Raw genomic sequence first — 13,054 nt, forward strand, 5'->3', positions numbered from 1 at the left:
TGCACGCTGTAAATCTTTTCAGCGCCATGCAAGTAATGTTTCGAACACCTTAAGAGCGCCTGCCACAGCTGTTACAGAGACCTTAGCGGCGCTACCCAAGCGTGTTTTGTAATGCGACAGGTGGGTGAAACAGAGCGCGAACATCGCGCCTCGACCGTCAACGGACTATTGCAAAAGCCTCTGTAATTACTGAATTAAAAGAGGATTCACTCTCCGCGATTCATTCTCTCTTTATGCTCTTATTTAAGGCGATCTTCAAAGCACGCCCCTTAAGTTCGTTCTATCAGACGGGACAAAAGTTTCGTCGAATAAGTCGACAAAAACGACGACAGGGGAAGTGTCATGATGAAAGCCGTTGCGACGGCCGTGGAGACTGCTGCGCCGGGCCAGGGCGGCACCGTCCAGTCGCTCTATCTGGAAGCTCTGACGCTGGTGGAGCGGCTGCATCGCCGCCTGCTCGACGTCATCAAGGACGAGTTCGACCGCCGTGGTCGTTCCGACATCAATTCGGTCCAGGCGCTGCTGCTCTATAACATCGGCGACAAGGAGCTGACCGCGGGCGAGCTGCGCACGCGCGGCTACTATCTCGGCTCCAACGTCTCCTACAACCTGAAGAAGCTGGTCGAGCTCGGCTTCCTCGATCACCAGCGCTCGCGCGTCGATCGCCGCTCGGTCCGCATCCGCCTGACCCCGCAGGGCCAGGAGATCCGCCGCATCGTCGACTCGCTGTATCAGAAGCACGTCAAGACCGTGGAGCAGGTCGGCGGCATTTCCAGCGAGGAGTTCTCGACGCTGAACAAGTCGCTGCATCGTCTCGAGCGGTTCTGGACCGATCAGATCCTCTATCGCCTCTGAGCAGGCCTCATCGTCTCGGTTGAGCCGGCTCCGACCTCGAGAGCCAAGACCGGACAGTCGTTGATCGTCTGGAAGTCGTTCTTGCGCCGGCCCCTTCGGCCGGCGCTTTTTCGTGTTCGTTTGGCAAAATCCCCGGTCCGAATTGGAACCAATCAAGGCTCCTGGGCTTATGTCCTTGGACCGGAGGTCGGACCATGCTGCACGATGCCGGAATGCAAGTCATGAACGTGGCGATGGTCGGCGATGCTTATGCCATCGCCTCCAACTATCTGCGTCTCTCTGGCGAGATGCCGGAGGAGTTCACGCCGAACGAAAGACTTGTCGACATCATCGTTCAACTGATTCACCGCGGAGAATTCAACAAGCTCAAGCTCGCCAACAAGGCGATTTCGATGTTCAAGTCTGCCTGACGGCCTGACGTTCAAGAGGGGATGATATGGAAGCCGCCATCGATCGCATCATGCACACCTACGACCTGCTGGCGAACCGCACCGCTGCGGCGAGCGACGAGGCGCGCCGCAAGGTGAGCGCCTACATCCAGACGCTGTTCGAAGCCGGCGAGCGCGACCCGCATCGTCTCACCGTGTGCGGCCTGACCTATCTTCGCCAGCTCGACGGTCGCGTCGATCCGGTGAAGGCGGGCTACACCGGCCTCTGATGTCTTCGGCGCGAGATTGCTCGCGCGACGCTTGCCTCATGATACCGACAACCTGTATGAGACCGTCCGGTTTCATGCAGGTTGTTTGTTTTTGGGGGCACATGTTCGGGATGTCACGCGTCGTTTTCGTACCGCTGTTGATGATCGCGACCTGCTCGCAGAACGAGACTCCGGCGATCGATGCGGCAGCGCCGGTGGCTGCGGCCGCACCGGTGATGGTAGAGAACCCAACCAAGGTCGGCGAATGCGCAGAGCGCACGATCGCCGAAATCGGCGTGTCCTACGCGGACGGTCCCAATGACCGGCTCCCGAGCAAGCGACCCAAGCCCGGCAAGGATCGCGGCAGCTATGTCCGGTACACCAACAAGGATACCCAGGTCTCTCGAGAGTGGAACGCGGCGCTGGCGCATTCCAAGGTCGGCGATCGCGTCCGGATGTGCCTGGTCTCGTTTCCCAAGGATTGTCCGCCCGGCGACAATCGCGGCCGCGTCCATGAGACCACCAATCTGAGAACGAACGAGTCCTGGACCATGCAGGATGATCCCCATATGTGCGGCGGGGCCTAGCGTCCAGCGCAGGTCTTTTGTCTGCCGCTCGTCCACCATATCTGGCATAAACGCCCGAGGGCGACCCCAACGGCTGGCCTGTCCCTTGGCCTGCCGCCGCCCGTATGGTAAGGGCAGGGGTCTTTTCCGACCGCCTTCACTGAACCGACCGCCGGCCGCCTAAGGCCTTGCGGACGTGGAGATATTCCGCCGATGACCGCTTCCAGCGCCAAGCCCGCTTCGTCCGTCGATTCCTTCTTTTCCGCCACCTTGGCCGAGGCCGATCCCGAGATCGCCGCCGCCATCAAGGGTGAGCTCGGTCGGCAACGGCACGAAATCGAGCTGATCGCCTCGGAGAACATTGTCAGCCGGGCGGTCCTCGAGGCCCAGGGCTCGGTGATGACCAACAAGTACGCGGAAGGGTATCCGGGCGCGCGCTATTACGGCGGCTGCGAATGGGTCGACGTCGCCGAGAACCTCGCGATCGACCGCGCCAAGAAGCTGTTCGGCGCCAATTTCGCCAACGTCCAGCCGAACTCGGGCAGCCAGATGAACCAGGCCGTGTTCCTGGCGCTGCTGCAGCCCGGCGACACCTTCATGGGCCTCGACCTCGCCGCCGGCGGCCATCTGACCCACGGCTCGCCGGTCAACATGTCCGGCAAGTGGTTCAAGGCCGCGCATTACACGGTCCGCCGCGACGATCATCTGATCGACATGGATGCGGTCGCCAAGCAGGCCGAGGAGGTCAAGCCGAAGCTGATCATCGCCGGCGGCAGCGCCTATTCGCGCCCGTGGGATTTCAAGCGCTTCCGCGAGATCGCAGACCACGTCGGAGCCTACCTTCTGGTCGACATGGCGCATTTCGCGGGCCTCGTCGCCGGTGGCGTCCATGCCTCGCCGGTGCCGTACGCCCACGTCACCACCACCACCACGCACAAGTCGCTGCGCGGCCCGCGCGGCGGCCTGATCTTGTGGAACGACGAGCAGTTCACCAAGAAGTTCAACTCGGCGATCTTCCCGGGTCTGCAGGGCGGCCCGCTGATGCACGTGATCGCCGCCAAGGCGGTGGCGTTCGCCGAGGCGCTGCGGCCGGAGTTCAAGACTTACGCGAAGAACATCGTCGAGAACGCGAAGGCGCTGGCGGAATCGCTGCGCGCCCACGGCTTCGACATCGTCTCCGGCGGCACCGACAACCATTTGATGCTGGTCGACCTCCGGCCCAAGGGGCTGAAGGGCAACATCTCGGAGAAGGCCCTGGTCCGCGCCGGCATCACCTGCAACAAGAACGGCATCCCGTTCGATCCCGAGAAGCCGTTCGTCACGTCCGGCCTGCGCCTCGGCACGCCGGCGGCGACCACCCGCGGCTTCGGCGTCGCCGAATTCCAGCAGGTCGGCAGCCTGATCGCCGAGGTGTTGAACGCGATCGCGCAGGCGCCGGACGGCAGCGCGCCGCTGGTCGAAGCCGCGGTCAAGCAGAAGGTGAAGGCGCTGACCGACCGGTTTCCGATCTACCAGTAAGGCTTGAAGCCACAATGCGCTGCCCGAGCTGCAACAGCCTCGATACGCAGGTGAAGGACTCCCGCCCCACCGAGGATTCCTCGGTGATCCGGCGGCGGCGGGTCTGCGTCACCTGCAATTTCCGCTTCACGACCTTCGAGCGGGTGCAGCTGCGCGAACTGACCGTCATCAAGCGCAACGGCCGTCGCGTGCCGTTCGACCGCGACAAGCTGATGCGCTCGGTGCAGATCTCGCTGCGCAAGCGCTCGGTCGATCCGGAGCGGGTCGAGAAGATGGTCTCGGCGATCGTGCGCGAGCTCGAGAGTGGCGGCGAATCCGAGGTGTCCTCGGAGGCGATCGGCGAGATCGTGATGGAGCATCTGCGCGATCTCGACGACGTCGCCTATGTCCGCTTCGCCTCGGTCTACCGCAATTTCCGCGAGGCCAAGGATTTCGAGGCCGTGCTCGGCGAGCTCTCGGCCGAGGACGAAGCACCGCGCCTCGCGCCGGTCCGCAAATGATCTTCCGGGTTCTGGTCGATCAGGTCGGCGAGAAGCTGAAGGCGCAGAAGGACGCCGACCGCCGCTTCATGCAGCTGGCGCTGTCGCTCGGCCGTCGTGGGCTGGGGCGGACTTGGCCCAATCCCGCCGTCGGCGCTGTGGTGGTCAAGGACGGCGTGATCGTCGGCCGCGGCTGGACCCAGCCCGGTGGACGCCCTCATGGCGAGCCCGAGGCCTTGAAGCGCGCCGGCGAGGCCGCCAAGGGCGCCACCCTCTACGTGACGCTGGAGCCGTGCTCGCATTTCGGCAAGTCGCCGCCTTGCGTGGACGCGGTCATCGCCGCCGGAATCAACCGCGTCGTCTCGGCGATCGAGGACCCCAATCCCGAGGTCGCAGGGCAGGGGCATGCTAAGCTGCGCGCCGCGGGCATTCAGGTCGAGGTCGGCCTCTGCTCGGCGGACGCCAAGCGTGATCATGCCGGCCATTTCCGCCGCATCAGCGACGGACGGCCGCACGTGATCCTGAAGCTCGCGGTCTCCGCCGATGACAAGATCGCAGCCGCCGGCAACAAGCCGGTGGCCATTACCGGCGAGGCAGCACGGACGCGCGTGCATGTGCTGCGGGCCCAGAGCGACGCCCTCCTGGTCGGGGTGCGCACCGCGATCGCCGACGATCCGCTGCTGACCTGCCGGCTGCCGGGCATGGAATCCCGCTCGCCGGTCCGGATCGTGCTCGATCCGATGCTCCGGCTTCCGGCCGCGAGCCGATTGATGCAGTCCGCGCGCACGACGCCGCTCTGGCTCGTCGCGTCCGAGGTGGCCGAGCCGGCTACCGCGACCCGGCTGGGCGCCGCCGGTGCGCAGGTGATCCGTGTCCCGCCGCAGGCCGACCCGTCGGCGCTGGAGCCGCCGGCCGTGCTCAAGGCGCTGGCGGAACGCGGCGTCACGCGTCTGATGATCGAAGGCGGCAGCCGCGTCGCATCATCTTTCATGGCAAGCGGCCTGGTCGATGAGATCTGGCTCCTGCGCGGCCCCGGCGAGATCGGAGCTGACGGGATCGCTGCGCTGGACGCATTGCCGCTGACCGCAATCACGCAGTCGCCGGCCTATCGCGTTCGTGCTAGCGAGACGCTCGATCCCGATACCCTTACGATTTACGAGCGCGCCTAATGTTCACAGGCATCGTCACCGACATCGGCGAGATCGTCAGCCTGACGCCGCGGACCGAAGGAAAGCTGCATCGGCTGCGCATTGCCTGCCACTATGATCAGGCCGGCATCGCCGATGGCGCGTCGATCGCCAATAACGGCGTCTGCCTCACGGTCGTGCAGTCCGGCGTCACCGATGGAAAGACCTGGTTCGAGGTCGATGCCGCCGCGGAGACGCTGGCGCTGACCACCGCCAAGCACTGGCGCGTCGGCACGAAGCTGAACCTCGAGCGGGCGCTGAAGATCGGCGACGAGCTCGGCGGCCACATGGTCTCCGGCCATGTCGATGGCATTGCGACCATCGTCAGCCGAGAGAACCTGCCGGACATGGCGCGGTTCGTTTTCAGGACGACGCGGGATCTGGCGCGCTTCATCGCCACCAAGGGCTCAGTAACCCTCGACGGCGTCTCGCTCACGGTCAACACCGTCGACGAACTGGTCTTCTCGGTGCTGATCATTCCGCATACGCTGTCGGTCACCACGCTGTCGTCCTGGCAGGCCGGCAGCGAGGTCAATCTCGAGGTCGACCTGATGGCGCGCTATGCCGCGCGCCTCACGGAAATGAAGTAGCCTCGAAGGGGGCTTTCCGTCTTGGCTTTGCGGGCGCTCGCGCCTACAAGGCCAGCCCTCATGGCGAGGAGGCGCCGATGTGTCGTCTCGCAGCATGAGGCCGATTTCATCTCGCCCTTCGCGACGCGGCCGGATGGCCGCTCCATTGGGGCGAGGCACCTGAAGACAATGGAAACAGAACCATGGCAGACGCACGGCGCGCGCCGCTCAAAGACCAGACCGACATCTCCGGCGCCCGCGCGCTGATCGTCGAGGCCCGCTTCTACGATGACCTTCAGGACGCCCTGCTGGAGGGCGCCACCGCCGAGCTGAAGGCGGCGGGCGTGGGCTATGATGTTCTCACCGTCGCCGGCTCGTTGGAGATTCCGGCGACTATTGCCATTGCGCTCGATGCTGCCGCGAAGGCCGGCAAGCCCTATGACCTCGCGATCGCGCTCGGCTGCGTCATCCGTGGCGACACCATCCATTTCGAGATCGTGTCGCAGGAATCCTCGCGAGCCCTGATGGATCTGTCGGTGGCGCGCGGCCTGCCGCTCGGCAACGGCATCCTCACCGTCAATAATGAGGACCAGGCGTGGGCGCGCGCCCGCGTCTCCGAGATGAACAAGGGCGGCGATGCCGCCCGCGCCGCGCTCGCCGTGCTGCGCATCAAACGCCGTCTGGCGCGAGGCTGACATGGCCGAGAGCAGCAACAAGCCAATCAAGGGCCCGGTCCGTGCCGGCGACCGCAAGGCCAATCGCCGTGGCGCCGCCCGTCTCGCCGCCGTGCAGGCGCTCTACCAGATGGACATCGCAGGCGCCGGCATCAACGACGTCCTGGCCGAGTTCGAGAGCCACTGGCTCGGCAACGAGGTCGAGGGCGAGCAGTATCTGCCGGCCGAGGCTGCGTTCTTCCGCGACATCGTCTCCGGCGTGGTGCGCGACCAGACCAAGATCGATCCGGTGCTCGATACGGCGCTGGAGCGCGGCTGGCCGCTGCAGCGGATCGAGGCGATCCTGCGCGCGGTGCTGCGCGCCGGCGCCTATGAACTGGAGCGACGCAAGGACATTCCGGCGCGGGTCGTCGTGTCCGAATATGTCGACATCGCCCATGCCTTCGTCGAGCGCGACGAGACCGGCATGGTCAACGCGGTGCTGGAGCAACTCGCCCGGCAATACCGCGCCGACGAGATGGGGCCGAAGTAGCGATGGGCGGCGCCGGAGCACGATCGCTGCGAACCGGCGCGATGCCAGTCTCTTTCCTCGACTGTCATCACCCGCGACGGCGGGTGATCCCGTATTCCACAGACGTTCAAGGGATACGGAAGGGCCGCGGCGTACTGGATCGCCCGGTCGAGCCGGGCGATGACAGCAGAGTGTGGGGGACGAGCGCGTGACCCGCGAAGCCTCCGGCGAAGATTCCCTGATCGCCCGCTACTTCAAGCCGCTGGCGACCGACCCCGGCGCGTTCGGCCTCCTCGACGATGCCGCGATCATTCCGGCCAATGGTGACGACATCGTCGTCAAGACCGACGCCATCGTCGAAGGCGTCCATTATCTCGCCAACGATCCCCCCGACACCATCGCGCGCAAGGCGCTGCGGGTGAACCTGTCCGATCTCGCCGCCAAGGGTGCGGTGCCCGCCGGCTTCGTCCTGACGCTGGCGCTGCGCGAGAAGGACGACGCGTGGCTGTCGGAGTTCGCGCGTGGCCTCGGCGAGGACGCGGCGGCGTTCGGCTGTCCGCTGCTCGGCGGCGACACCGTGTCGACGCCCGGTCCCGTGATGATCTCGATCGCGGCTTGGGGGAGGGTGCCCAGGGGCCGGATGGTGCATCGCTTCGGCGCGCGTCCCGGCGACCGGGTGATGGTGACCGGGACCATCGGCGACGCCTTGCTCGGCCTGCGCATTCTGACGGGCACAGCCGACGCCACGGCGCTGGCCGACGATGCCGCCGCGCGGGATATGCTGATCGGCCGTTATCGCACGCCGCAGCCGCGCAATGCACTGGCCGCGGCCGTGAGAGACTGCGCGACCGCCTCGATGGATGTCTCTGATGGCCTCGCAGGCGACCTGACCAAGCTCTGCGCCGCCTCTTCCGTGAGCGCCGACATCGCGCTGTCCGACATTCCTCGATCGCCGGCAGCGGCGAAGCTGCTTGCTGTCGGGGCCGCGCAGCTTGAAGGCATGATCTCCGGCGGCGACGATTACGAGATCCTCTGCACTGTTCCCGCAGCGCAATGCGCAGCGTTCCGTGCTGCAGCCGAGACGGCGGGCGTTGCCGTCACCGACATCGGCGCCATCGTCGAAGGGGCGCAAGCCCCGCGCTTCCTGGACGGGCAGGGCCGTCCCGTCACACTGACGCGGTTGTCCTTCAGCCACTTCTGACACCTATTTGCACCGCACAATGCGACCAAAGAAGCGTCTGAATTTGGAGCGGTTCAGGCGTCGCGGCGTTGCGTCATCATGGCGATTTTGGCAAGCTTCATATGTTCGAGGCGGCTCCGCCCGGAGCGGCCTGACAGGGGGCGTGCGTCGCACCATCGCGGCGTGACGTAGTTAGAAAAAGCAAAGAGCCGAGGAAACTAAATGTCAGCTTTATGGGTGATCGTGCTCTGCGGAGCGCTGTCGATCGTCTATGCGATCTGGGCCACACAATCGGTGCTCAGCGCGGACGCCGGCAATGCGCGCATGCAGGAAATCGCGGCGGCGGTGCGTGAGGGCGCGCAGGCCTATCTTCGCCGCCAATATACGACGATCGGAATCGTCGGCGTGGTGATCTTCGTGCTCCTTGCGTATTTCCTCGGCATGCTCGTCGCGATCGGCTTTGCGATCGGCGCGATCCTCTCCGGCGCGGCCGGCTTCATCGGCATGAACGTGTCGGTGCGCGCCAACGTCCGCACGGCACAGGCGGCCATCACCTCGCTCGCCGGCGGCCTCGAGCTCGCCTTCAAGGCCGGCGCCATCACCGGTCTGCTCGTGGCCGGTCTCGCGCTGCTCGGCGTCACCATCTACTTCGGCATCCTCACCGGCTTCATGAAGCTCGCGCCCGACAGCCGCACCGTGATCGATGCGCTGGTCGCGCTCGGCTTCGGCGCCTCGCTGATCTCGATCTTCGCCCGTCTCGGCGGCGGCATCTTCACCAAGGGCGCCGACGTCGGCGGCGACCTCGTCGGCAAGGTCGAAGCCGGCATTCCCGAGGACGATCCGCGCAACCCCGCGACCATCGCCGACAACGTCGGCGACAACGTCGGTGACTGCGCCGGCATGGCCGCCGACCTGTTCGAGACCTACGCGGTGACCGCTGTCGCCACCATGGTCCTGGCGGCCATCTTCTTCGCCAAGTCGTCGCTGCTGACCAACATGATGACCCTGCCGCTCGCCATCGGCGGCATCTGCATCATCACCTCGATCGCCGGCACCTTCTTCGTCAAGCTCGGCGCCAGCCAGTCGATCATGGGCGCGCTGTACAAGGGCCTAATCGCGACCGGCGTGCTCTCGCTCGGCGGCGTCGCGCTGGCGATCGGGTGGCTGATCGGCTTCGGCAAGCTCGACGGCGTCGACTACACGGGCACGGCGCTGTTCATGTGCGGCGTCGTCGGTCTCGTCGTCACCGGCCTGATCATCTGGATCACCGAATACTACACCGGCACCGACTTCCGCCCGGTGAAGTCGATCGCGGCCGCCTCGGTCACCGGTCACGGCACCAATGTGATCCAGGGCCTCGCCATCTCGATGGAGTCGACTGCGCTGCCCGCGATCGTCATCATCGCCGGCATCCTGGTCACCTACAGCCTCGCCGGCCTGTTCGGCATCGCGATCGCGACCACGACGATGCTGGCGCTGGCCGGCATGATCGTCGCGCTCGACGCCTTCGGCCCGGTGACGGACAACGCCGGCGGCATTGCCGAAATGGCCGGCCTGCCCAAGGAGGTCCGCAAGTCGACCGACGCGCTCGACGCAGTCGGCAACACCACCAAGGCGGTCACCAAGGGCTACGCGATCGGCTCCGCCGGTCTCGGCGCCCTGGTGCTGTTCGCGGCCTATAACCAGGACCTGCAGTTCTTCATCGCGGATTCGGCGCACCATCCCTATTTCGCGGGGATCAAGCCGGACTTCTCGCTGAACAACCCGTATGTCGTGGTCGGCCTGCTGTTCGGCGGCCTGCTGCCGTATCTGTTCGGCGCGATGGGCATGACCGCGGTCGGCCGTGCCGCCGGCGCGATCGTCGAGGAGGTGCGCCGCCAGTTCCGCGAGAAGCCCGGCATCATGCAGGGCACCGACAAGCCGGATTACGGCAAGGCCGTCGACCTGCTGACCAAGGCGGCGATCAAGGAGATGATCATTCCCTCGCTGCTGCCGGTGCTGTCGCCGATCGTCGTCTACTTCCTGATCTATGCGATCGCGGGCGGTGGCGCGGCCGGCAAGTCGGCGGCGTTCTCGGCCGTCGGCGCCATGCTGCTCGGCGTCATCGTCACCGGCCTGTTCGTCGCGATCTCGATGACCTCCGGCGGCGGCGCCTGGGACAACGCCAAGAAGTACATCGAGGACGGCCATTTCGGCGGCAAGGGCTCCGATGCTCATAAGGCTGCGGTCACCGGCGACACCGTCGGCGATCCCTACAAGGACACCGCGGGCCCCGCGGTGAACCCGATGATCAAGATCACCAACATCGTGGCCCTGCTGCTGCTGGCGATCCTCGCGCATTGAGGCGCGCCGACGCGTCTTGACGAGCGAAGACCCCGCGGCGCGAGCCGCGGGGTCTTTTCATGAGGCTGTGTTGTTTGGTTGTTTGCTACTCGGCCGCGCGCTGCCGCGTCCGATAGCTCTGCAACGTGCTCTGCGCCATGCGCGGCTGCAGCTGCGAGAAGCTCGCCAGATGCTGGTCGAGCTGTGGGCGTGCGCTGCCGCTGGCGCTGGCCTGCATGAACAGCAGCGTCGTCGTCGTGACCCAGGACAAGTCGAGCGCCTTGGCGAGCACCAGGAGCTGGTCCGGCTGGTTGCGCACGAAGGCGCGCTCGACCACGTCGAGCGGCAGCTTGCACATCAATGACAGCGCCAGCGTGACCTTGTCGAAGCTGGCTTCCTTGGCGAAGCCGTGCAGTTGCGCCTCGTGGAGCTGGCCGGTCGCGTGCAGGAGCTCGACATAGTTCTTGGCGGTGACGAAATCGGCCGAGCGTGTCCGCGCGGCAGCCTGCAGATGGTCCGAAGCCCGCGCCACGGCGAGCTCGACGATCTCGGTCCGCGCCGCGTCGGCGCGGGCGAGCTGGCTGCGTACCGCGTCGGAGGCTTCGACGAACAGCCGGACCAGCACCTCGCGTGGGCTGTCGGGCCGGCTCCAGAGTTTCAAGGCGAGGCCGGGATCGTCGGCCGCCTTCGTCACCAGGCCGGAGAAGCCGTGATCGGAGAAGCGCGCGCCGCCATTGTTGGCGGTGTTCGAGACGACGGCCTGATTGCCGCGATCGACCAGAACGTCGGTGACGGATTGGGTGAGGATCTTGCGGTCGGAGATCGCGAGCAGATGCTCCTGGCCCCGGGTCTGCGCGGTCGCAACCAGGATCTCGTCGTCGAGCCGGTCGCTCCGGCGCAGCACGGGGCCTGCCACCGCAATCGTCTCGTCGCTGGCGAGCAGCCGGAGCAGCCGCGGCGGTGCATCAGGCAGGACCGCGAGCCGGCTGCCGAGCTGCGCCCGCGCCGCAATGGCGACGTTGTCGAGCAGCTTGGACAGCACGTGGTCGAACAGATCGACATGTTCTTCGGTGAACTTGCCCGAGCCCACCACGAACAGGTCGGTGACGCGCTCCAGGATCTCGGCGCGCCGGGAGACGTAGCGGCTGGCGAGAATGTCTTCGAGCTGATGGAGGACGCTGTTGGGCAAGGCACGGCTCACGCGATGGACGACGCCGACGCCTGCCCCTCGGACGATGATCGGACCGCATCCACGCGAGGTTGTCGGCCCGGCATCCGCCGACGGTATCTCGCAACCAGATCAAAGACACGCGGCCGCCATCTATCGCATCATCCCGCTTAAGGTGCCGTTACACCACGCCCCCCCATTCCAATGCTCCGCCGAGACGCGGCGCCGCCGGGCCCAGGGCTATTTCACGTCCATCTGCAGGCCTTCCTTCTGGATGATCGACGCGAATTTGGCTGTCTCGGCTTGGACGAAGTCGCCGAACTGCTGCGGCGTGCCGTAATCGGCCCGCGCGCCCATCGCGGCGATATTCTTGCGGATGTCCTCGCGCTCCAGCATCGCCTTGACCTGCAGGTTGAGCGCGCTGACGATCTCGGGCGGGCAGGCCTTGGGCAGGAATACGCCGAACCAGGACGAGACGTCGAACTTGGCCAGCTCCGGCGCGCTTTCGCGCATCGTCGGCAGGTCAGGCGCATTGGCGCTGCGTTCCGGCGTGGTGACGCACAGGCCAGTCAGCTTGCCCTCCTGCACCTGCGGCAGCGATGGAAACAGATTATCGAACAGAATCTGAATGTCGCCGGCGAGGGCGGCCTGCAGCGCCGGGCCGGCGCCGCGGAACGGAATGTGCGTCATCTTCAGCCCGGTGAGCTGCAGGAACCAGGCGCCGGTCAGATGCGGGCTCTGGCCGACGCCGGACGAGGCGTAGTTCAGCTTGTCGGGATTGGCCTTCAGAAAAGCGATCAGCTCCGGGATCGACTTGAGGCCGGTCGAGGGATGCGCCGAGACGATGTTGGGGATGCGGATCATGTTGGAGACCGCCTGCAACTGATCCGGCTTGTAGGCGAGGTTGCGGAAGATCGAATAGGCGATCGCGTTGGGACCGGGGTTGCCGATCAGGACCGTATGGCCGTCGCCCTTGGTGTTGCGCGCGACCTCGGCGGCGCCGATCGTGCCGCCGCCGCCGGAGCGATTCTCGACCACCGCCGATTGTCCCCACGCCGTCTGCAGATGCGCGGCCAGCAAGCGTCCCATCACATCGGTGCTGCCGCCGGGCGCGGCGGGCACGATCAGCTTGACCGTCTCGGTCGGACGCCAGTCGGCGAGACTCGCGCGCGGCAGGATGGCGGCTGTGGACAGCGCGGCGGCTCCGGACAGCAGCTTGCGGCGCGACAGCGCGATACGAAGAGCCAATGATTCCTCCCTGCCTGTGTTTTGCGGCAGGGTAGGGAAGATTGCGGCGCCAGAGCAAGCAGGCGAATGGCGCACGAGCTGCGCCAATCAGCGCAGTTCACCGGCTTTGTGCCGTCACCCGGAAACATATTCCGGACCGC

14 protein-coding genes are annotated in these 13,054 nt (G+C 65.9%); 12 read left to right on the plus strand and 2 right to left on the minus strand.

The window, feature by feature from the left end; genetic code table 11:
* Positions 1 to 342 precede the first annotated feature (342 nt).
* From ldtR to QX041_RS10065, 12 genes are all read left to right on the plus strand, one after another.
* The gene (gene ldtR, locus QX041_RS10010; protein WP_008962376.1) at positions 343 to 855 is read left to right on the plus strand and encodes a transcriptional regulator LdtR; all 513 of its coding nucleotides are present in this window, start codon (positions 343 to 345) and stop codon (positions 853 to 855) included.
* Between the two features lie 194 nt (positions 856 to 1,049).
* A complete protein-coding gene (locus tag QX041_RS10015) occupies positions 1,050 to 1,265 on the plus strand; it encodes a hypothetical protein (protein WP_315711436.1) in 216 nt (71 codons plus the stop codon).
* A gap of 26 nt (positions 1,266 to 1,291) precedes the next feature.
* A complete protein-coding gene (locus QX041_RS10020) occupies positions 1,292 to 1,513 on the plus strand; it encodes a hypothetical protein (RefSeq protein WP_315711437.1) in 222 nt (73 codons plus the stop codon).
* 110 nt (positions 1,514 to 1,623) lie between these two features.
* Positions 1,624 to 2,079, plus strand: coding sequence for a hypothetical protein (locus QX041_RS10025; RefSeq protein WP_316165169.1), 456 nt, complete (start codon positions 1,624 to 1,626; stop codon positions 2,077 to 2,079).
* 192 nt (positions 2,080 to 2,271) lie between these two features.
* The gene (glyA, locus tag QX041_RS10030) at positions 2,272 to 3,576 is read left to right on the plus strand and encodes a serine hydroxymethyltransferase (protein WP_316165170.1); all 1,305 of its coding nucleotides are present in this window, start codon (positions 2,272 to 2,274) and stop codon (positions 3,574 to 3,576) included.
* 14 nt (positions 3,577 to 3,590) lie between these two features.
* Entirely contained in the window at positions 3,591 to 4,076 is a 486-nt protein-coding gene (nrdR, locus tag QX041_RS10035; protein ID WP_006612773.1) for a transcriptional regulator NrdR, read from the plus strand.
* On the plus strand, positions 4,073 to 5,224 hold the full coding sequence (gene ribD, locus QX041_RS10040; RefSeq protein WP_316165171.1) for a bifunctional diaminohydroxyphosphoribosylaminopyrimidine deaminase/5-amino-6-(5-phosphoribosylamino)uracil reductase RibD: 1,152 nt from the start codon (positions 4,073 to 4,075) through the stop codon (positions 5,222 to 5,224). Before nrdR ends, ribD begins: the two co-directional genes overlap by 4 nt.
* On the plus strand, positions 5,224 to 5,832 hold the full coding sequence (locus QX041_RS10045) for a riboflavin synthase (protein WP_316165172.1): 609 nt from the start codon (positions 5,224 to 5,226) through the stop codon (positions 5,830 to 5,832). The genes ribD and QX041_RS10045 overlap by 1 nt, the downstream gene beginning before the upstream one ends.
* 182 nt (positions 5,833 to 6,014) lie before the next feature.
* Positions 6,015 to 6,506 (plus strand): 6,7-dimethyl-8-ribityllumazine synthase, encoded by a 492-nt coding sequence (gene ribH / locus QX041_RS10050; RefSeq protein ID WP_315752917.1) that lies wholly within the window; start codon positions 6,015 to 6,017, stop codon positions 6,504 to 6,506.
* Position 6,507: 1 nt separating this feature from the next.
* The gene (nusB, locus tag QX041_RS10055; RefSeq protein ID WP_315752916.1) at positions 6,508 to 7,017 is read left to right on the plus strand and encodes a transcription antitermination factor NusB; all 510 of its coding nucleotides are present in this window, start codon (positions 6,508 to 6,510) and stop codon (positions 7,015 to 7,017) included.
* Between the two features lie 187 nt (positions 7,018 to 7,204).
* Positions 7,205 to 8,197, plus strand: a complete 993-nt coding sequence (thiL, locus tag QX041_RS10060; RefSeq protein WP_316165173.1) for a thiamine-phosphate kinase — start codon at positions 7,205 to 7,207, stop codon at positions 8,195 to 8,197.
* 201 nt (positions 8,198 to 8,398) lie between these two features.
* Entirely contained in the window at positions 8,399 to 10,519 is a 2,121-nt protein-coding gene (locus QX041_RS10065) for a sodium-translocating pyrophosphatase (protein ID WP_315711448.1), read from the plus strand.
* Between the two features lie 85 nt (positions 10,520 to 10,604).
* Here QX041_RS10065 and QX041_RS10070 read toward each other — a convergent pair whose 3' ends face one another.
* Positions 10,605 to 11,687 (minus strand): DUF2336 domain-containing protein, encoded by a 1,083-nt coding sequence (locus QX041_RS10070; RefSeq protein ID WP_316165175.1) that lies wholly within the window; start codon positions 11,685 to 11,687, stop codon positions 10,605 to 10,607.
* A 219-nt stretch (positions 11,688 to 11,906) separates the two neighbouring features.
* Complete coding sequence (locus tag QX041_RS10075; RefSeq protein WP_315752914.1) at positions 11,907 to 12,914, minus strand: tripartite tricarboxylate transporter substrate binding protein; 1,008 nt, start codon at positions 12,912 to 12,914, stop codon at positions 11,907 to 11,909.
* Positions 12,915 to 13,054: the final 140 nt, after the last annotated feature.

This window comes from Bradyrhizobium sp. SZCCHNRI2009 (assembly GCF_032485115.1).
GTDB lineage: Bacteria > Pseudomonadota > Alphaproteobacteria > Rhizobiales > Xanthobacteraceae > Bradyrhizobium.